General features: G+C 69.5%; 15 protein-coding genes and 1 tRNA gene. 7 read left to right on the forward strand and 9 right to left on the reverse strand.

The features are described from left to right. Positions 1-16: 16 nt before the first annotated feature. From QH470_RS25320 to QH470_RS25330, 3 genes are read right to left on the reverse strand one after another with little or no spacing between them, the layout of a single operon-like run. Positions 17-877: an LLM class F420-dependent oxidoreductase gene (locus tag QH470_RS25320; protein WP_280274840.1), complete on the reverse strand. Its 861-nt coding sequence runs from the start codon at positions 875-877 to the stop codon at positions 17-19. Between the two features lie 15 nt (positions 878-892). Continuing rightward, the gene (locus QH470_RS25325) at positions 893-2,392 is read right to left on the reverse strand and encodes an FAD-dependent oxidoreductase (RefSeq protein ID WP_280274841.1); all 1,500 of its coding nucleotides are present in this window, start codon (positions 2,390-2,392) and stop codon (positions 893-895) included. Continuing rightward, positions 2,389-2,793, reverse strand: a complete 405-nt coding sequence (locus QH470_RS25330) for a carboxymuconolactone decarboxylase family protein (protein WP_280274842.1) — start codon at positions 2,791-2,793, stop codon at positions 2,389-2,391. Before QH470_RS25330 ends, QH470_RS25325 begins: the two co-directional genes overlap by 4 nt. A gap of 355 nt (positions 2,794-3,148) precedes the next feature. Between QH470_RS25330 and QH470_RS25335 the strand changes: the two genes are divergently transcribed. Genes QH470_RS25335 through QH470_RS25345 form a run of 3 tightly spaced genes read left to right on the forward strand, consistent with a single transcriptional unit; the run spans position 3,149 to position 5,882 of the window. Next, positions 3,149-4,354, forward strand: a complete 1,206-nt coding sequence (locus tag QH470_RS25335; protein WP_280274843.1) for a cytochrome P450 — start codon at positions 3,149-3,151, stop codon at positions 4,352-4,354. A gap of 48 nt (positions 4,355-4,402) precedes the next feature. Further along, complete coding sequence (locus tag QH470_RS25340; RefSeq protein ID WP_280274856.1) at positions 4,403-5,095, forward strand: acetoacetate decarboxylase family protein; 693 nt, start codon at positions 4,403-4,405, stop codon at positions 5,093-5,095. Positions 5,096-5,114: 19 nt separating this feature from the next. Beyond that, positions 5,115-5,882 (forward strand): SDR family NAD(P)-dependent oxidoreductase, encoded by a 768-nt coding sequence (locus QH470_RS25345; RefSeq protein ID WP_280274844.1) that lies wholly within the window; start codon positions 5,115-5,117, stop codon positions 5,880-5,882. 56 nt (positions 5,883-5,938) lie between these two features. Here the strand turns inward: QH470_RS25345 and QH470_RS25350 are convergent, their stop codons facing one another. After that, positions 5,939-6,760: a crotonase/enoyl-CoA hydratase family protein gene (locus QH470_RS25350; protein WP_280274845.1), complete on the reverse strand. Its 822-nt coding sequence runs from the start codon at positions 6,758-6,760 to the stop codon at positions 5,939-5,941. Positions 6,761-6,897: 137 nt separating this feature from the next. On the opposite strand from QH470_RS25350, the gene QH470_RS25355 reads away from it, so the two are divergent. Further along, positions 6,898-8,496 (forward strand): succinic semialdehyde dehydrogenase, encoded by a 1,599-nt coding sequence (locus QH470_RS25355; RefSeq protein WP_280274846.1) that lies wholly within the window; start codon positions 6,898-6,900, stop codon positions 8,494-8,496. A 22-nt stretch (positions 8,497-8,518) separates the two neighbouring features. Here QH470_RS25355 and QH470_RS25360 read toward each other — a convergent pair whose 3' ends face one another. Beyond that, positions 8,519-9,907: a lipase family protein gene (locus QH470_RS25360; protein WP_425302777.1), complete on the reverse strand. Its 1,389-nt coding sequence runs from the start codon at positions 9,905-9,907 to the stop codon at positions 8,519-8,521. A gap of 148 nt (positions 9,908-10,055) precedes the next feature. Between QH470_RS25360 and QH470_RS25365 the strand changes: the two genes are divergently transcribed. Continuing rightward, complete coding sequence (locus tag QH470_RS25365) at positions 10,056-10,691, forward strand: TetR/AcrR family transcriptional regulator (RefSeq protein WP_280274847.1); 636 nt, start codon at positions 10,056-10,058, stop codon at positions 10,689-10,691. A 56-nt stretch (positions 10,692-10,747) separates the two neighbouring features. Here the strand turns inward: QH470_RS25365 and QH470_RS25370 are convergent, their stop codons facing one another. Beyond that, on the reverse strand, positions 10,748-12,136 hold the full coding sequence (locus QH470_RS25370) for a protein kinase domain-containing protein (RefSeq protein WP_280274848.1): 1,389 nt from the start codon (positions 12,134-12,136) through the stop codon (positions 10,748-10,750). A 98-nt stretch (positions 12,137-12,234) separates the two neighbouring features. Between QH470_RS25370 and QH470_RS25375 the strand changes: the two genes are divergently transcribed. Then, entirely contained in the window at positions 12,235-15,894 is a 3,660-nt protein-coding gene (locus tag QH470_RS25375; protein WP_280274849.1) for a WD40 repeat domain-containing serine/threonine protein kinase, read from the forward strand. 84 nt (positions 15,895-15,978) lie between these two features. Here QH470_RS25375 and QH470_RS25380 read toward each other — a convergent pair. The 3 genes from QH470_RS25380 to QH470_RS25390 all read right to left on the reverse strand — a co-directional run bounded on the left by QH470_RS25380 (position 15,979) and on the right by QH470_RS25390 (position 18,383). After that, a tRNA-Pro gene (locus QH470_RS25380) sits at positions 15,979-16,052 on the reverse strand. 55 nt (positions 16,053-16,107) lie between these two features. Further along, positions 16,108-17,382 carry a DUF8017 domain-containing protein gene (locus QH470_RS25385; RefSeq protein ID WP_280274850.1) on the reverse strand — a complete coding sequence of 425 codons (1,275 nt, stop codon included), beginning with the start codon at positions 17,380-17,382 and terminating at the stop codon, positions 16,108-16,110. A gap of 38 nt (positions 17,383-17,420) precedes the next feature. Beyond that, complete coding sequence (locus tag QH470_RS25390) at positions 17,421-18,383, reverse strand: metallophosphoesterase (RefSeq protein WP_280274851.1); 963 nt, start codon at positions 18,381-18,383, stop codon at positions 17,421-17,423. Positions 18,384-18,499: 116 nt separating this feature from the next. Between QH470_RS25390 and QH470_RS25395 the strand changes: the two genes are divergently transcribed. Then, positions 18,500-18,964: a GatB/YqeY domain-containing protein gene (locus QH470_RS25395; RefSeq protein ID WP_280274852.1), complete on the forward strand. Its 465-nt coding sequence runs from the start codon at positions 18,500-18,502 to the stop codon at positions 18,962-18,964. The last annotated feature ends 142 nt before the right edge of the window (positions 18,965-19,106 follow it).

Here is a 19,106-nt window from a genome sequence, read left to right on the forward strand (position 1 = left end):
AGGGGTAGAGGGTGATTCAGGCCGTGAGGCCCAGTGGGGCCAGCTTGGCGGCCAAGCGGTCCAGGTAGGCGAGCACCTCGGCATCGGATTTGTCCGGGAGCCCGTACAGCACATCGGTGACCCCGGCCGCCTCCCATTCGGCCAGCCGCTCGGCGTCCGGCTTGAAATCGAGGGCGACGACGCGCGGCTGCCCGCTGCGCCCGGCCTCCTGCCACACCTTCGACAGCAGTTTCAGCCGATCCAGCAGCAGATCGTTCTCGTAGGGCGTGGTGATCCAGCCGTCCGCCGATTTGGCGATCCACCGGAAGCCCTGTTCGGTGCCCGCGGTGCCGATGAGCACCGGCACGTGCCGCTGCACCGGCTTCGGCCACGCCCAACTCGGCCCGAACTTCACGAACTCGCCGTCGTAGGCCGCCTCCTCCTGGGTCCACAGGGCGTTCATGGCCTCGAGGTATTCGCGCAACACCGTGCGCCGCTTCTTCGGCGGCACCCCGTGATCGGTGAGTTCGTCGGTGTTCCAGCCGAATCCGGCGCCCAGGCTGACCCGGCCGCCGGACAGGTGGTCGAGCGTGGCGATGGTCTTGGCGAGGGTGATCACATCGTGTTCCACGGGCAGCGCGACCGCGGTGGACAATTCGATGCGCTCGGTGACCGCGGCCGCGGTGCCCAGCGCCACCCACGGGTCGAGGGTGCGGGTGTAGCGGTCGTCGGGCAGGCTGGCATCGCCGGTCACCGGGTGTGCCGCTTCGCGTTTCACCGGAATGTGGGTGTGCTCGGGCACGAAGAAGGACGCGAATCCGCGCTCCTCGGCCGCCTGCGCGGCCGCGGCGGGGGTGATGCCGCGATCGCTGGTGAACAAGACGATGCCGAAACGCATGGCCTGTGGGTCCTTTCAGTTCGCCGCAGCGGGGGAGTGCGGGGTTTCGCCGGTGGCGGCGGCGTGTCCGGCGCGGCGTCCGTAGAAGCTGCCGTCGCCGAGGGACGCGCCGCTGGCGTAGCCGCCGGCGCAGATGCCGGAGGTGCAGCGGCCCGCGGCGTACAACCCGGCGATCGGTTCGCCGGAGACGTGCAGCACGCGCGAGTCGAGGTCGGTGCGCAGGCCGCCGAGGGTGAATCCGGCGGTCATGCCGCGCAGGTCGTATCCGGCGAGCGGGGCCCCGATCGGCTTCACCCATTCCGGCTTCTTGCCCAGCAGCGGATCGACGCCGTCCTTGGCGTGCCGGTTGTAGACCTCGACCGTGGTCTGCAGCGCACCGGCGGGCAGGCCCATCTCGGTCTCGAGTTCCTCGACCGTCTCCGCCACCCAGGTCGGCGGCTGCCGGAAGAACGGCGTGGAGGTCTCGGTGGCGTCGGCGGCCTCGAGCGCCTCCTCGTCCAGCACCAGGAACGCCTGATTTTCCTGCTGCAGCAGGGTCGCCTGGCCGATGCGGCCGGGGTAGGTGTCCTCCGCGACGTAGCGCTGGCCGCGGCCGTTGACGAGGATGCCGCGCGCCATCCGCTGTGGGTCGCCGAAGAAGGCGACCTCGGTGGCGTCCATGTGGGCCAGGTCCGCGCCGAGCGCCTGGGCGATGCGGATGCCGATGCCGTCGTGCTCCTCGATGGCCGCGCCCGGTCGTCCGATCAACCGCGGCGCGTAGCTCTCGATCATCTGCTGCTGATAGGCGAAGCTGCCGGTGGCCAGCACGACCCCGCGCCGGGCCCGCACGGTCAGCGGCTTGCCGTAGCGTTTGGCGACGATGCCGACGACGCGATCCTCGTCGTCGACCACGAGGCGCTGGATGCGCACGTCGTATTCGGCTCGGACGCCGAGGGATTCGGCCGTATCGGTGAGCGGCTTCATCAGCATGTAGCCGCCGCCCTTGGCGCCGGTGCGCTTGTTCGCCATCTGCGGCACGTGGCCGCGCGGCGCGGGCGGGACGAGTTCGTTGAAGGGCGCGGCGTTCTCGCCGCCGGAGTACATCAGGCCCTCGTCGTGCGGCGGCTCCCAGCCGGGCTCGCCCCAGAACTCCTCCTTGAACGGCACGCCCTGGGCGACCAGCCAGTCGTAATGCGCCACGCTGCCCTGGCAGTAGTCGTGGATCTTGGCCTTGTCCACACCCGGTCCCAGCGCGGCGAGCAGGAACTTCTCCATGCTCTCCGGAGTGTCCTCGAAGCCGAGCGCGCGTTGCAGCGGCGTCCCGCCGCCGAGGTAGATGAATCCGCCCGCCTGCGAGGCGGCCCCACCCCAGCCGCCGGTGCGCTCCAGCACGAGCACATCGGCACCCGCGCGTGCGGCCTCGATGGCGGCGGCCGCTCCGGCGACACCGTATCCGGCGATCACGACATCGGCCTCGAGGTCCCAGGCCGTGATCGCGGCGGCGCGCGCGGGGCGCACGGTTGGTGTGTCGGTCATCGTGTGCTCTTCCTCTGCTCGGACTTCTGGTGTTGTGCCACTACCTTCCCGACGACGCCGTCCAGCGCGGTGCCGGCGGGCCAGCCGGCATAGTGGCACAGGAACAGCGCGATCTCGCGCAACTGCGCGGCGGTGAGTTCCTCGTTGCGCAGGGCCGCGCCGACCTGGATCTCGGCGACGTCGAACAGGCCCTGGGCGGTGAGCGCGCCGAGCAGCAGCAGCCGCCGGTCGCGCACGGACAGTTCCGGCCGCGACCAGATGTCGGCGAACAGGTGGTCGGCGGTGACGGCGAAATGCTCGCCGGGCCCGTCGGAGAACTCCCAGCCGTAGACCTCGGACATCTTCTTCAGTCCGCGCTGACGGCGCTCCGCGGCCGATTCGCCGGTCTCGTCGGTGTTCATTGCTGCTCCTTCGCGGTGGCACGGGTGGCTATGCCGGAAACCTCTGGGCACCACGCGGAATCCGTTTGCCCCCGACCGACAGCGGCGGGCCGCCGGTGGTGACGAGCGTGCTCCTCCGGTTGCTCCGAAACTGTCTGGACACGTGTACGGACTATAGGTTCGAGCCCGTACATGTCGCAAGAACTTGTTTCAATTTTGGCGTCGGCGAGGTGGTCCTGGTGGCGTCGGGACGGCTGTCCCATTGTCGGCATGCGCGCACAATGGTACCGTCCAGACACATGTCCAGCTATGTGTCTTCGGCGGTGGCCGGGTTCCGCCGTGAACGGCTGAACTCGTTCTCGAATGAGGGGTGGCAATGACCGCGGCGTTCCTGACACCGCTCACCTTCGACCCCTACGACTACGGCTTCCACGACGATCCCTATCCGGTCTACCGGCGCCTGCGCACCGAGGCGCCGCTGTATCGCAATGCGGAGCTGGGCTTCTGGGCGCTGTCGCGGCACGCCGACGTCGGGGCGGGTTTCCGGGACAGCACGCGGCTGTCGAGCGCGAACAGGGTGTCGCTGGATCCGGCGGCGTGGGGCAGGCACGCGCACAAGACGATGTCGTTTCTCGCGATGGACGACCCGCGGCATATGCGCATGCGGCAGCTGGTCTTCAAGGGCTTCACGCCCCGGCGGGTCACCGGGATGGGCGACCGCATCCGGGCGCTGACGCTACAGCATCTGGAACCGGCGCTGGAACGCGAAAGTTTCGACTGGATCGAGGATTTCGCGGGCAAGCTGCCGATGGACGTGATCTCCGACATGATGGGCGTCCCCGCGGCGGACCGGGCCGAGATCAGGCGGCTCGCCGATCTGGTGATGCACCGCGAGGACGGCGTGCTCGACGTGCCGCTGCCCGCGATGGAGGCGTCGCTGGAGCTGGTCGGGTACTACGCCGACATGCTCGAACAGCGCCGCCGGGCCCGCACCGAGGATTTGACCTCGGCGCTGCTGGACGCCGAGTTGGACGGGGACAAGCTCAGCGACGAGGAGATCATCGGGTTCATGTTCCTGATGGTGGTGGCGGGCAACGAGACCACCACCAAGCTGCTCGGCAACGCTTTGTACTGGGCCGCAATCGATCCCGCGCAGTACGCGAAGGTCGCGGGCAATACCGAACTCGTCTCCGACTGGGTGGACGAGACGTTGCGCTACGACACCTCCAGCCAGATCCTCGCCCGCACCGCCGCGACGGACATCGAACTGCACGGCGGCGTCATCCCGGCGGGCGACAAGGTGCTGCTGCTGGTCGGCTCGGCGAATCGCGACGACGAGGTGTTCGCGCACCCCGACACCTACGACATCGAGCGCGCCGACAAGGGCGGCCTGCTCAGCTTCGGCCGCGGCGTGCACTTCTGCCTCGGCGCGCACCTGGCTCGCCTGGAAGCGGGAATCGCCTTGCGCGAGTTCGCCACTCGGGTCGGCGCCTACGGCATCGACGAATCCGGCATCGTGCGAGTGCATTCCACGAATGTGCGCGGGTTCGCGCGGCTTCCGGTGACGGTGTCGGTGCGATGACTCGAATCCGCCTTTCGGCACGCTAGAACGTGTTCTAATCGAAGAGTGATGGCGCAGGTGCACTCGATACTCGGGGAACAGATCCGGGTTCCGGTCGAGGTCCGGCAGGCCGAGGCGTGTTCGAGTCTGTTCCCGGTCGACGCGGCGGCCGCGCGCACCGTTCTGGCGGGGACGGGGCTGGAGCCGGTCGGAATGGCGGGGCGGGCCCTGTGTGCGCTGGCCTTCATCCGGCATCTCGACACCGATCTCGGTCCGTACCACGAGTTCGCGTTCGCTCTACTGGCCCGGCTGCCCGGTCGCCGGGACAGCACCGGAGCTTTTATTCGCTGGCTGCCGGTGAACCAGACCTTCACCTGCGCCGTCGGCCGGGAACTGTGGGGTTTTCCCAAGGAGATCGCCGATATCCGGATCGAGCCGAAGGGGCGCGGGAAGCGCTGCGAGGTGCGGCTGGACGGCCCGCTCGTGGTGGCGCTGGAGACGGTCGGTGGTGTGCCCGCGCCCGCGCGCCTCGGCGGCGCCTCGATGCAGACCTACACCCATCGCGACGGCGTGCTGCGGGCGACGCCGTGGCTGATGGATCCGGCGCGCGTGCGGATGCGCCCGGGCGGCGCTCGCGTCGAACTCGGCGACCATCCCGCCGCGGCCGAACTGCGCGCCCTCGGGCTGCCCCGCCGGGCGCTGTTCACCAGTGGTATCGGATTGCTGCGCATGGCCTTTCAGGACGCCACGGAGATCCGGTGAGCGCGATACAGGAGGCACGATGACCAAGACGGCACTGGTGACCGGAGCGGCCAGCGGCATGGGCCGCATGGTCGCCCAGCGGCTGGCGGCGGCCGGACACCGGGTGGCCGCGGTGGACATCGACGAGGCCGGGCTGGCCGAAACCGCCCGGCGCTCACCGAATACCACCACCTACGTCTGCGACGTCTCCGACACCGACGCGGTCGTGAAACTTGTGGATACCGTGCGCGGCGACCTCGGGCCGATCGAGCAGCTGGTGCACGCCGCGGCCCTGTGCCGGGTGGGATCCACGCTGGCCCAGGATGTTTCGGAGATCCGCCGGGTGATGGACATCAACTACATCGGCACGGTCAACCTCTGTCAGGCGATCGTCCCCGGCATGCGCGACGTCGGCGCGGGCACCGTGGTGCTGTTCGCCTCGGTGGCGGGCTGGCTGCCCTCACCCGGCCTGGCGGCGTACTCGGCGTCGAAGTTCGCGGTGGTCTGCTACGCCGAGGCGCTGTCGCTGGAGCTGGCCGGTACCGGCGTGCGGCTGATCGCGATCTGCCCGCCGCACGTGGAAACCCCGTTCCTGGAAGGCATTCGGGCCGTCGACCCGGCCATCCTGGGCGGCAGCCGCGGTGTGGCGCCGGAGAAGATCGTGGACGCGGTCGAGCGAGCCGTCGCCAACCCGAAGTCCCCCCTGTTCGTCTTCCCCGGCCCGGCACGGGCCTTGGTCCTGGCCCGCCGCTTCGCCCCCAACCTCCTCCGCAAACAAATCGCACGCATGGTGAAACCCAACCTGTAGGCCAGTGAGGAGAGTCCCGTCAGCGGGGGTTCCGGGTGTGGCGAATCCCCAGCCCGTCAGCGTCCTTTGAAGACGGGCTTGCGCTTTTCGGTGAAGGCCCGGGGGCCCTCCTTGGCGTCCTCGCTGCGGAAGACGGCCAGGCCGAGCTTCGCGTCGATCTTGAAGGCTTCCTCCTCGTGCAGGCCCTCGGTGTCGCGAATGGTCTGCAGGATGGCCCGCACGGCGACCGGACCGTTGGCGTTGATCAGCTCGGCGATTTCCAGGGCCTTGTCCAGGGCGGTGCCGTCGGGCACCACGTGGCCGATCAGCCCGATCTCCTTGGCCTCGGCGGCGGTGACGTGGCGGCCGGTCAGCAGGATCTCCGCGGCGATGGTGTACGGGATCTGGCGGGGCAGCCGGACCGCCGAACCGCCCATCGGGAACAGGCTCCACCGCGCCTCGGACACGCCGAACTTGGCGCTCGCACCGGCCACCCGGATGTCGGTGCCCTGCAGGATCTCGGTGCCTCCCGCGATGGCCGCGCCCTCGACGGCGGCGATCAGCGGCTTGGTGAGGCGGCGGCCCTTCAGCAGGCCGGGCAGGTAGCTCGGGTCGAACCTGCCGCCCTCGCTCATGTCCTCGCCCGGGTTCTGCTTGGTCATCGCCTTGAGATCGGCGCCGGCGCAGAAGGCGCCGCCCGCACCGGTCAGGACGCAGGAGCGGATCTCCGGATCGTTGTCGACGGTGTCCCAGGCCTGCACCATCAGCTCCAGCATCTCGCCGGACAGGGCGTTGCGGACCTTCGGACGATTCATGGTGACGACGAGCGTGTGGCCGCGCCGCTCGATCAATGCGTGCGGTTCCGTGTTGCTACCTGTTTCAGTGGCTGCCGTAGTCATCGCCGACCCTCTCTCCTCCGGGCATTACCTGCGTGTTGCGGACGAAGTTACCCCGCGACGTTGTCCACAACAATAACGTGTTCTAGTTTGGAGTTTGGTGACCGCCGTCACGGGGCGGCAAGTTAGGGAGATCCTTGATGGAGACAACCACGCACAGCGGCGCGACCACGCTGCCGCCGCGGATCACACAGACGCTCATCGACCGGCTGACCGCGATGGTGATTGCGGGCACCGCCGGCGAACAGCGCGCACCGTACGAGATGATCGAGGTCTACACCGGCGCCGTCGTGGGCGAGCTGCCGCAGTCCTCGCCCGAGGACGTCGCCGCGGCGGCCGCGACGGCCCGCGCCGCCCAGCGGGAATGGGCGAGCCGGCCGGTGTCCGAGCGGCTGGCCGTCTTCGAGCGGGCGCACGAGCTGATCCTGGCCGAACTGGAGACCATCGCCGACCTGATTCAGATCGGCTGCGGCAAGACCCGGCGCATGGCGATCGAGGAGTCGTGCGATCCGCCGATGGTGATCAGCCACTACCTCAAGACCGCCGCGCGGACGCTGAAGCCGGTCCGGCGCGGCGGCGCGATGCCGATCATCACGACCTCGACCGAACAGCACCGGCCCAAGGGCGTCGTCGCGGTCATCGCCCCGTGGAACTTCCCGTTCGCCATCTCCATGTCCGACTCGGTACCGGCGCTCATCGCGGGCAACGGCGTGGTGCTCAAGCCCGACAACAAGACCGCGCTGTGCACGCTGTTCGGCGTCGAACTGCTGCACAAGGCCGGGCTGCCGCGGGGGCTGGTGCAGGTGGTCTGCGGCAGCGGCCCCGACGTCGGTCCGACGCTGATCGAGAACTCCGACTACGTCATGTTCACCGGCTCCACCGCCACCGGCCGCACCATCGGCGAACTCGCCGGCCGGAACCTGATCGGCTGCAGCCTGGAACTGGGCGGCAAGAACCCGATGATCGTGCTCGACGACGCCGACCTCGACGAGGTGATTCCCAGCACCGTGTTCGCCGTGTACGGCAACTCCGGCCAGGCGTGCATGCACATCGAGCGCATCTACGTGCACGAACGGCTGCACGACGAGTTCCTCCGCCGATTCGTCGCCGCCGCCGAGGAATTGGGTGCGAATGCGGGCGCGGCCTACGACTACGAGCCGGAGTTCGGCTCGCTGGTGTCGGTGGATCACATGGAGCGGGTGGCGGCGCATGTGGAGGACGCCCGGAGCAAGGGCGCGACCGTGCTGACCGGCGGCAAGGCGCGCCCGGATCTCGGCCCGGCGTTCTACGAGCCCACCGTGCTGACCGGCGTCACCTCGGAGATGGCGCACGCCACCATGGAGACCTTCGGCCCGGTGGTCACGGTGTACCGGTATACCGACGAGGACGAGGCGATCCGGCAGGCCAACGCCACCACCTACGGTCTGAACGCCAGCGTATGGAGCCGGAACCTGGCCCGCGCCAACCGCATCGCGGATCGGCTGGAGGCCGGGAACATCAATATCAACGACGGCTTCGTCGCCAGCTACTCGGCGAAGGCGACGCCCTCGGGCGGCGTGAAGCAGTCCGGCGTCGGCACCCGGCACGGTGTGGCGGGACTGCTGAAGTACACCGACACCATCAACATCGGTGTGCAGAAGAGGCAGGTGCTCGCCGCCCGCGCGGCGATGCCGTACGCGAAGCAGCTGAGTTCGACGCGGCTCACGCTGCGTTGGATGCGGCGATTGCGGATTCGCTGAGCGACAAGGGTTTTCGCAACCGCTACCTCACGCCGATCGGCTTGCCGAAGAACGACGCGAAGGTTTCCCCGAAGGTCGCGGCGAGTAGCTGGAATCCGTTGGGGTCCAAGGCCAGCCAGCCCACGTCACCGGTGCGGCAGCCCCGTTGCACCGGGACGCCGTCGAGCCGGTCCTTCATCCACAGCAATGCCGGTCCGGCGCCGGAGATCTCGGTGGCCACGTGCTCGGCGAGATGCTCGCGGGTGTACTGCACGTCGGCGTCGGGGTTGCGGCAGTAGGTGTCCACCAGGGTGTTCACCTGGCCGACGGGAATGATCTCGTCGGGATTGCCCTGCCAGATGTACATCGGCAGATCGGGTACCGCCTTGCCCATGCGGGTGCGGTCCACCACGTCCCGCACGGCGGGCTGCTGCATCGGGTCGCCCGGAACCCGCAGCATCCCTTTGAGATTCAGGAACGGGAACGACGAGACGTACTGGACGCACAACCCGCCCTGAATCGTCTCGATCGTCTTGCCGAGCGGGTCCATCCGTTCGTCCAGGAATCTCGCGAAGTCCGGGTACTCGCGCGAAAGCCCTTGCACCGCGGCCATTACCAGGCCCGCGGTGGCCTGGCCGTTCGCCACGTCGAGCACCACGCCCAGATCCGCGGGCACCCCGCCCTCGGCGGCGCCGACGATATTCAGTTCCGGTGCGTAGGACTGCTTCAGCTCGGCCGCGTGGCCGGTGGCGATGGCGCCGCCGGAATAGCCGTAGAGACCGAGGCGGGCATCCGGAGCGATTCGCATGGGCTCGAAATCGCGTGCGGCCCGCAGGCCGTCGAGGGTGATCCGTCCCGCCAGCGGACCGGCCGCGTAGGCCTGGTTCGGGCCCTGATGGTCGGGAATCACCACGCCCCAGCCCTGTTGGACGGCGCCCTGGGCGATCACGAACTCCGCGGGCGCGACGATCTGGCCGACGAACGGGGCCACCGACCACTGCCGCAGCGCGTACGAGGGAGAGCAGTACTGCGCCAGCGAGTCCGCCGCGATCTGCACCGACAGCACCTTGTCCGGAGCGGAACCGCGCGGTTTCAACACCGTGGTGACCGCCGCGATCGGCGCGTCGCGGGTGTCGGTCGAGCGGTAGGACAGCTGCCACGCGTCGACGTTGACCGGGATCAGCCCGAGATTGGCGACATCGACCTGTCGCGCGGCGATGATCTCGCCGGGGGCCTTGGCGGCGACGATCTCGGCGGGCGGGTGATAGAAGCCCGGATCCAGTTCGGGCGGCAGCGGAATCGGCGCGGCCGGCGGCGCGGGAACTGACGGTGGTGCGGCGATCACGGCCGTCGCCGGCAGTGTGGCGATCGCGACCGCTGTGGCCACCACCGCCGCCCACCGGCGGGTGCGGCCCGCCCTCGGCTCGGTCAATGCGACTCCTTCGTCTATGTGACACCGTTCGGGTTCACATGAGCCGGAACTATCGCATAGCTGTGACCCTCGTCGCAAGGGTCGCGCCGGAGCGCGGGATGCCCAGCGGTGGCCTCGGGCTCGCGGCGGACCGCGCTACCGTGGTGCGATGAAGATCGTGGAACGGCAGTACGGCGGGCGGGCGGTGGCCGATCGCAAAGCCGAACGGCGCGAACGCTTTCTGCGTGCCGCGACCCGCCTGTTCGCCGAGCGCGGCTATGCCGGCTGTTCGCTGGCGGACGTGTGCGCGGGTGCGGGCCTGTCCAAGCGGCAGTTCTACGAGGAGTTCAGCACCCGCGAGGACGTGCTCGTCGCGGCCTACGACCGGATCCAGGACGAGGCCGCCGCGGCGGTGACCACGGCCTTGGCCGCGGCCGCCGCGGAGGGCGATCCCCGGGCGGCGCTCACGGTCGTGCTCACCGCCTACCTCGAGTCCATCGATGCCGATCCGTACCGGGCGAAGGTGGCGTTCATCGAGGTGGTCGGGGTGAGCGAGCGCATGGAACGCCATCGCCGCGCCCGCCGCCATGTCTGGGCGCAACTGGTGGAGCTGGCGGTGGCGCCCATCGCCGGCCCGGACGCCCGCATTCGCGGCGGGCGCGACCTGGCCGCCAGTACCCTGATCGGCGCCGTCAACGGGCTGGCGCACGAGTGGCTGCTGATGGATCCTCGCCCGCCGGTGGCCGAACTCGCCGATCTCCTGGTGCCGGTGGCTGTCTCCCTGATCGAGTCGCACGAAAGCTAGCCGACCGGCTCTACTCCGCCTGCCGGGACCAACTTCGTCTCGCGGACGTCACGTGCTCACAGCGCGGCCAGCAGCGCGTCCCGCAATTGCGTCGCGGTGGTGATGCGGATCGCGGGCTCATCGATGAGGGCCTCGTCGATGACAGCGGCGAGACGGCGTGGCAGGTTCCGATCGCGTTGCCGGATCGGAACGGCCTTGTCGCGCAATACCACCGCGATGGGATCGGTTCCGGCGGGAAAATGGCGCGGCGGGTGGCCGGTGAGCATGAAGTACAGCGAGGCGGCCATCGCCCAGACATCGACCTCCGGCTTGGCGAACTTGTAGTTGATCAACTGCGGACGGGCCATGAACCCGACCGTCCCGGCCATCGAACCGGTCATCGTGTGACCGGACAGCCCAGCTCGCTCGAAGGCCTTGGCCAAGCCGAAATCGGCGAGCTTGGCGATCGGGTGCGCACCCGCGGCGGCCAGCAGAATGTTCGCGGGTTTGACATCGCGATGGATCAAACCTATTGCGGCGGGCCCGGTGTCGAGGGTGCCCCACTCGACCGGCACGTCATGCGCGTACGCGAGCCCCTCCAAGGCCTGCGTGGTCAGCCGGACGGCCTCATCGACCTCGAGTGTGCCGCGGCGCCGGACAAGCTCGTCCACGCTGCCTTCCGCACAGTATTCGCAAACGAAATAGAACATCGCACCGACGGCGCCCCCGTCGCGGAAGGCCACGATATTGGGATGACGCAGCCCGCGAATATTGTCCATCTCCCGCAGGAAACTGCGTTCGGCCCGCGGCTCCACAGCAGCCTGGGCCGACTGCACTTTCAGCGCTCGCAGCTCACCGGAGTCGATGTGCCGCACCAGCCAGACGATGCCCTGACCACCGCGCCCGAGCTCACGGACCGGTTCATAGCCGGTGATCGCCGGTAGCTCCCCGCCCGGCGCACCGGCCGGGCGCAGCAGCCCGAGCAGTAGCTTCCCGGGGTCGCGCCGACACGTCCGGCAGATCCGTTTTCCCGCTCCGCTGTCCCGCATGTCCCGTCCGCACACACCACATCGCGCGGCCTCGGGTAAGTCGTCGGCCGGTGTGACATCGACGCCGACCCGGATCACAGCCTTTCCCAGGCGGACCTCGTCCCCGTCGAGGAGGTCGTATTCCCGGAATTCCAGCCGCGCACCCTCCTCGGGTGTCTGACCCGGACGGCGCCGGCCGATTTCACGATCGTTGACCCGAGTTCCGTTGAGGCTCCCGAAATCTCGCACTCGGACGTCCGGCGGATTGATGTCGAACAGGCAGTGATGGCGTGACACCACCGGTTTGGCGCCGTTCTCGACGATCTGCAGGGCGCAATCGGGTGCGCGCCCGACGACACAGTGGGCCTTCTCATCGGCGAAGAACTCGGTCCCGGCCGACGGGCCGGAAATCACCGACAATCGCACAGAGGCAGACATATCCCTCCTCGTCCCCGCTGTCCGCACCATGATCGGTCCGGACGAGCAATATCATCCCGCGGGGACCCGGGGTGGGAAAGCGGGCGGGAGGTCTCGAGTTGGACAGGCTGGCTGCGGGCGCGGAACGGTATTCCGGGTCCGGTGAATGGCAGGTCGGTGCGGTGATCTCGGACGTGTACGAGGTCCGGGAAGTGATCCGCAGCGGCGGGCTGGGATTGGTGTACCGGGTTCGGCACCGCGGGTGGAACCTGGAATTGGCGGTCAAGACGCCGCGCCCGGAGCTGCTCGATTCCGAGGAGCACGTGCGTAGTTTCGAGACCGAGGCCGAGGCGTGGGTCGGCTTGGGACTGCACCCGAACACGGTGTCGTGCAGCTATGTTCGCAGGCTCGCCGGCGTGCCTCGGGTGTTCGCCGAATGGGTGGACGGCGGCAGTCTCGCCGACACCGTGCGCACCGGGCGGTTGTACCGGGGCGAGCGGTCACCGGCCCGACTGCTGGATATCGCGATCCAGTTCGCGTGGGGCCTCGAGCACGCCCACCGGCACGGACTGATCCACCAGGACGTGAAGCCCGCCAACGTCATGCTGGCCTCCGACGGCACCGTCAAGGTGACCGATTTCGGCTTGGCGAAGGCGCGTGCCGCGGCAGGGGAGCGGCCGCCGGCGCATCCGGCCGCGACCATGATCGCCGGTTTCGGCGGCATGACTCCTGCCTACTGTTCCCCCGAGCAGGCCGCCGCGGCCGCCGACCGGACCGGTGTGCTCACCCGCGCCACCGATGTGTGGTCGTGGGCGATCAGCGTGTGGGAGATGTTCGCGGGCGCCACACCCTGTGCCTTCGGCCAGACGGCCGCTCAGGTATTCGAGTCGTACCTGGCCGACGGGCCCCCGCGTCGCCCTGGAGTTCCCGCAATGCCACCGGCGTTGGTCGATCTGCTGCGCCGCTGTCTCACCGCTGATCCCGGCGGCCGCCCACGGCGCATGGCCGAACTGGCCGAGGAATTGATCGGCATCTACGCCACGGTCACCGGTACGGCCTACCCTCGCACTCAGCCCGATCCGGCCGAGCTGCGAGCGGACGGGCTGTCCAATCAAGCCCTGTCGCTGCTGGATCTCGGTCACGTCGAGCGGGCCGAGCGATCGTGGCAGCAGGCGCTGGCGGCTGATCCGCTACACACGCACGCGGTCTTCAATTACGGCCTGCATCGGTGGCGGACCGGACAGCACACCGATGCGCATTTCTTGCTGCAGCTGGCAAGCCTGCACGACCAGCGTCCGGGCGCCGCTTCGGCTCGGCTGATCGGATCGGTGTACCTCGAACGTGGCGACATCGACCTGGCCCGGCGCTGGCTGGACGAGGCGAGCCGGCTCGCAGCCGCCGCGTCGGCGCGCGATACCGATCTCGACACCGCACGCGCGGGCCTGACCGGCCGCACCCCCGCGAGGGAGCCGATCGCGCTCGAAGGTCACACGAAAGGCATCTGCCGGGTGGCGCTGAGCGCCGACGGGCGGATCGGCGCGTCGGGCAGTTACGACCGGACCGTGCGAGTGTGGGATCTGACCAGCGGCCGCTGCCTGCACACCCTGCCGTCGCAGGGACCCGTGACGCACGACGGGTACGGACCGGACCCGCTCGTCGTCAGTGCCGACGGGTCGTGCGTGCTCGCCATATTCGATGGCGCACTACAGGTTTGGGATATCACCACCGGTCGGCTGCGGCACTGCTTCGAAGGGTTCGGGCCGAAGGGCGCGGGGCTGGCCGTCAGCGCGGACGGTGCGGTCGCCGTGTCGGCCCAGAACGGCACGGTGCAGGCGTGGGATCTGGTCGCGGGCCGGCTACTGCGCACTCTTCGCGGGTCGTCGGGCTTCCGCCCGCAGAGCAGTGCGGTCGCGGTCAGTGCCGACGGACAGCTTGCGATGGCGCATGACAGCGCGGAGAACCTGGCTCAGGTGTGGGAGATCGCGACGGGGCGGCTGCTGCACGAGCGCGCCGACTGCTATGCGACGGTACGCGATGGCGCCGGTCGGTGGGCGCTGATCCGCATCACGCCGTACACCGGCGGCAGTGCCGAAGTGGAACACGTGCTCTGGCAGCTGAATTCGGGCCGGGACGTGCCACACGCGAAGCTCCCGGCGCTGTTCCGGACCGCCGGTCACCTCAGCGACGATGCCGCCGTGGCCGTGTGCACCGGTGAGGTACAGGGCAGGGAGGTGCTCCGGCTCTGGGAACTGCGATCGGGCCGCTGCCGCCGCACCGTCGAGGCTCACGGCCGGAATCGGCACGCCCTCATCGCTTCCAACTCGGATTGCTCGGTGATCATGGGTCACTCGGGAACCGTGCCGACCGTGCACGTGTGGCAGCTCGAACCCGCCGGGCCGCTTGCGCCGTGGAGCTACTGCCGACCGGCCGACGCGACCGAGCTGACCACTCGCGCCGACACGGTCACCGAGGCACTCTCCGACATCGATCGCGCTCTCTCGCAACGCCGTTGGGCGACGGCGGCCCAGCTGATCCGCGACGCTCGCGCCGTACCGGGCTTCGCGCGCGACCGGGAGCTCCTGGGCCGCTGGTGGTCGGCTGCCCCGGCCGGTGAGCGCGCCGGGCTGAACGGGGTCTGGGAGGCGAAACACATCGACCGCGAGTACGGGCACGACGCCGCGATCGGGCTGAGCCGCAACGGCATCGCGGCGGTCGGCGGCAGACGGCAGCTGGTCCTGCTGGATCTCGCCACAGGTGTAACGCTGCATACGCTGGAGGCTCATCCGGGTTTCATCTGGCGCGTCTGCTGCACGGCCGACGGCCGGTACGCCGTCACCGCCGACGAGGACACCGTGCGGATCTGGGATGTCGCGTCCGGCCGATGCCTGCATGTGCTCGAGGTGGATGGGCACAGGGCGCTATCGAGCGTCCCGACCAGCGACGGGGACATCATCCTGGCCGTCGGGAGCGATGGTGCGCGCGTGCTCGACGTGGCGACAGGCAGCGGTACGCCCCTCATCGCCGACGATGCCCGAGGCATCGGATCCGAGGTCGCCCTCGACGGCGCGCGACGGATCGCGGCCACCGGCGGTCTGTTCTGTGGACTGAGCTTCTGGGATGTCGCCACCGGTCGATGCCTCGCCACCGTCGCGCCCGAGCCACCGGCGGACGATCCGACCGCGGTCACGGTCGCCGGTCGGTGGGCTTTCGCCGCCTACAGCGACTGTTCGATTCGGATGTGGGACATGACGACCGGCCGCTACACTCGCCGATTCGACGGCCACACCGAGCGAGTGACCGCGCTCGCCGCAGACGCGGACGGCACCATGCTGGTGTCGGCGAGCTGGGATCGCACCCTGCGCATCTGGGACCGGAACTCGCCGGATCCGCGCCTGGTCCTGATCGGTCACACTCACTGGGTCAGTCGCCTGGCGCTCAGTGCCGACGGACGGTTCGCCGCTTCCGGCAGCCGGGACGATGTGCTGAAGATCTGGGATCTCCGCAGCGGTGCGTGCCTGCGGACGCTGACCGGCCACACGAGCGGGATATCGTACCTCGACCTCACCGACGACGGCCGCTTTCTCGTCGCCGGAGACTTCGGCCACCACGTGCGGGTGTGGGAACTGGACTGGGACTACATCTTTCCCGATGACCCCGACGGTCCGCGCCGCCCGCCCAGTGGGCGCGGTGAAGGGCAAGAGGCCGCCGGGACTTCGCCGGCGGTCGGGGTGGAGCGCAAGAGGCCGCCGAGGTTTCGTCGTTGGCTGGGGCGGCGCTGAGGACGGGTATTGCATGGTGATCGCACGAGTAAGGCCCCCGACCAGCATGCTGGTCAGGGGCCCTGTCGTGTCTCCACACACGAGTCGGGGTGACAGGATTTGAACCTGCGACCTCCTCGTCCCGAACGAGGCGCGCTACCAAGCTGCGCCACACCCCGTGAGTGAACCTGTCGTAGCTTACAGCAGGGGGTGGGTGGTCGTTAAATCGGCTGGTCAGCGGTTTGGGAGGGGGCGGATGCTGGTGAGGATGCGCTGGGCGGTGGGCTTGTCCACGGCCTTGTCCACGCCGGTGTCGGCGGCGATGGTCATCACGAAGTTGCCGTTCTCGCTCGGGAACGCGAAGGTGTAGACGGCGAAGGTGGTGGCGCAACCGGGGGCGGGCGGCGGTGCGCTGCCGGTGGTTTCCACGAAGGTGCCGTGCAGCTGGCCGTCGAGCGAATCCAGCGGCTCGGCCGCGCTCGCGGTGGCGCCGGCGGCGGACCAGCCCACCTTGGCCATCCGGGCGCCGACGTCGGTGGCCGCCGCGGCCGGGTCGCTTCGCGGTGACAGGGTCAGGAACGCGTTGGTGCGGGTGTAGCTGGGGCAGTAGTCTTTACCGTCCTGTACCAGGCCCGCCAGCTCCACGCTGTCGGGCGGTTGGCCCCAGACCGCCGTGCCGACCGGATCGATCTTCCAGTCCCGGGGCACGTCGTAGGCCGCACCCCGTTCCGGGATCGACACCACCTGAAAACCGGGCACCAGCGGCGCCACCGGGGCCGCGCTCGGTCGCGGCGTGGCCGGGACGGAGCTGGTCGGCGACGGCGCGCTCTTGCCGCTGGTGAGGGCGCTCACCATGGACGGGCTACCGGCCTGGGCGGCGGGGTCGCGGGAGTTGCGGCCGGAGACGATCACCGCGACCGTCACCGCCAGCGCCACGACGACGACAGCCCCGATACCGGCGAACATCCACGCCGTGCGGTTGCGCCGCGGGCCGGGCGGTGGGCCGTGGGGCGGCACTTCGAACGTGGACGTCGGCGGATGTTGCGACCCGTACCCCCGCCAGGCGGGAACAGGTTGCGCCGCAACGCTTTCCGTCGGCACACCCACCTGCCACGACTGCTCCGGCACCGGCCGCACCGGATCGGTCGGCTGCGCCGACTGCCGCAGAATGGGAGTCGTAGCCGCCGACTGCCATGCCGTGGCCGAGGATGTATCGCCATGCGCCGCAGCATGATTGGGCGGTGCGTCGGCACCCGCAGGCGGCGCGGACACCGCGAATTCCTGTGTCGCAGCGGATTCCAGATCGGAAGCGAACCCGCCGGCGGGATTGCCGGAGGACGGGAGCGGCCGCGCGCCCGCCGCGAAGTTCAGTTGCGCCGGTCGCTCGGTGCGCCGGATTTCCTCCGTCTGCGCGACGGGATCCGGTGTGGACCGCGGGGCCGGGGGACTGGGAGCGGATCCGCTCGCCGCGGTCGGGTTATTCGGCCGTCGATCGAACCCGCTGCTCAAACCTCGTCCCCTGCCTCACGTTCCGCCTCGGCGTCACCCTAGCGCGCGATCGCCTCCGATTCCGACAGGCCGTGGCCGGTGTCGGCGATCGGGCGTTCCGGTGGCGCCGCCACCAGGGTGAGCAGCGTTGCCTCGGGGCGGCAGCAGAACCGGTACGGGGCCCACGGCGAGGTGCCTAAGCCCGCCGACACGTGTAAGCGGGTGTGCGCGCCCCAGCGGGAGGCGCCCTTCACCCGGGAACGGTCGATACCGCAGTTGGTCACCAGCGCGCCGAAACCGGGCAGGCACAGCTGACCACCGTGGGTGTGCCCGGCCAGCACGAGGTCGTAGCCGTCGGTGGCGAACCGGTCCAGCACCCGCGGCTCGGGGGAGTGGGTGAGCCCGATGCTCAACTCCGCCAGCGGGTTCGGGCTTCCGGCGACCGTTTCGTAGCGATCCCGGCGCAGATGCGGATCGTCCACACCGGCAGTGGAGATCTTGATTCCGGCGACCTCGAGATCGCGGCGCACGTGCGTCAGGTCCAGCCACCCGCGTTCGGTGAACGCCGCGCGCAGGTCCTGCCACGGCAGCGGCGCGCCGTGGACGCGCTTGTGGTTCTTGTCGAAGTACTTCAGCGGGTTCTTCGGGACCGGGGCGAAATAGTCGTTGCTGCCGAAGACGAAGATGCCGGGGCGGGCCAGCAGCTCCGACAGGGCCTGGACGACCGCCGGCACCGCGCGCTGATGAGCGAGATTGTCTCCGGTGTTGACCACGAGATCCGGCTCCAGCTTGGCCAGCTCCCGCACCCAGGCCTGCTTCAGCCGCTGGCCGGGGGTCATGTGCAGATCGCTGATGTGCAACACCCGCAGGCTCGCGGAGCCCGGTTGCAGGACGGGCAGGGTCGCCTCCCGCAACACGAAGGCATTGCGTTCCACCAGCGAGGCGTATCCGATTCCGGCGGCACCTGCTGCGACGGTGCCCAACGCGGCTCGTCGGAGTACAGGGGACGAGAAGACGGGCATTCGCTCAGGATAGGCGACGGGTGTGACGAACACCGAGTGTGATTCCGCACAGGGACACGGCCGGGCGTGGCGCAAATGGAGTGGGACCGTGCTCGAGCGCGGGCTACCGTGAGCGCATGTCGGAACTCAAATCGAAGCTGCGGGCCGATCTGACCGCCGCGATGAAGGCTCAGGACAAGCTGCGCACCGGCACCCTGCGCATGCTCCTGGCCGCGATCCAGAACGCCGAAGTCGCAGGAACACAGGCGCGCGAACTCGGTGACGCCGACGTGCTCGCGGTGCTCGCCAAGGAATCGAAGAAGCGCAACGAGTCCGCCGTCGTCTACGAGCAGGCCGGGCGCGGCGAACTCGCCGCCAACGAGCGCGCCGAGGAAGCGATCATCGATGAGTACCTGCCGACTCCGCTGACCGACGCCGAGGTCGCCGATCTCGCCGACACCGCGATCGCCCAGGTCGCCGAGCAACTGGGGGAACGGCCCGGCATGAGGCAGATGGGCCAGGTCATGAAGATCGCCACCGGCCTCGCGGCCGGTCGCGCCGATGGCTCGCGCGTCTCCGCGGCGGTGAAGGCGCGGCTCTAGGACCCGCGGCACCGGATATGCGCGAGGGCCCCCAACCAGGTATGAGGTTGCGGGGCCCCGGCGGTATAAACGCGGGATAGGGGTGGGTATAGGGGTCGGCGGCCGCCGCGGGGGGGGGGGGCGCCCCCGGCGGGTAGGGATA

This window comes from Nocardia wallacei (assembly GCF_029868745.1).
Classification (GTDB): Bacteria; Actinomycetota; Actinomycetes; order Mycobacteriales; family Mycobacteriaceae; genus Nocardia; species Nocardia wallacei_B.

Excerpts from the sequence above, each read along its gene's own strand:
- QH470_RS25365 (WP_280274847.1), top strand. The coding sequence starts at position 10,056 with ATGAAGATCGTGGAACGGCAGTACGGCGGGCGGGCGGTGGCCGATCGC.
- QH470_RS25345 (WP_280274844.1), top strand. The coding sequence starts at position 5,115 with ATGACCAAGACGGCACTGGTGACCGGAGCGGCCAGCGGCATGGGCCGC.
- QH470_RS25350 (WP_280274845.1), bottom strand. The coding sequence starts at position 6,760 with ATGACTACGGCAGCCACTGAAACAGGTAGCAACACGGAACCGCACGCA.
- QH470_RS25330 (WP_280274842.1), bottom strand. The coding sequence starts at position 2,793 with ATGAACACCGACGAGACCGGCGAATCGGCCGCGGAGCGCCGTCAGCGC.
- QH470_RS25370 (WP_280274848.1), bottom strand. The coding sequence starts at position 12,136 with ATGTCTGCCTCTGTGCGATTGTCGGTGATTTCCGGCCCGTCGGCCGGG.
- QH470_RS25335 (WP_280274843.1), top strand. The coding sequence starts at position 3,149 with ATGACCGCGGCGTTCCTGACACCGCTCACCTTCGACCCCTACGACTAC.
- QH470_RS25390 (WP_280274851.1), bottom strand. The coding sequence starts at position 18,383 with ATGCCCGTCTTCTCGTCCCCTGTACTCCGACGAGCCGCGTTGGGCACC.
- QH470_RS25325 (WP_280274841.1), bottom strand. The coding sequence starts at position 2,392 with ATGACCGACACACCAACCGTGCGCCCCGCGCGCGCCGCCGCGATCACG.
- QH470_RS25340 (WP_280274856.1), top strand. The coding sequence starts at position 4,403 with ATGGCGCAGGTGCACTCGATACTCGGGGAACAGATCCGGGTTCCGGTC.
- QH470_RS25320 (WP_280274840.1), bottom strand. The coding sequence starts at position 877 with ATGCGTTTCGGCATCGTCTTGTTCACCAGCGATCGCGGCATCACCCCC.
- QH470_RS25355 (WP_280274846.1), top strand. The coding sequence starts at position 6,898 with ATGGAGACAACCACGCACAGCGGCGCGACCACGCTGCCGCCGCGGATC.
- QH470_RS25395 (WP_280274852.1), top strand. The coding sequence starts at position 18,500 with ATGTCGGAACTCAAATCGAAGCTGCGGGCCGATCTGACCGCCGCGATG.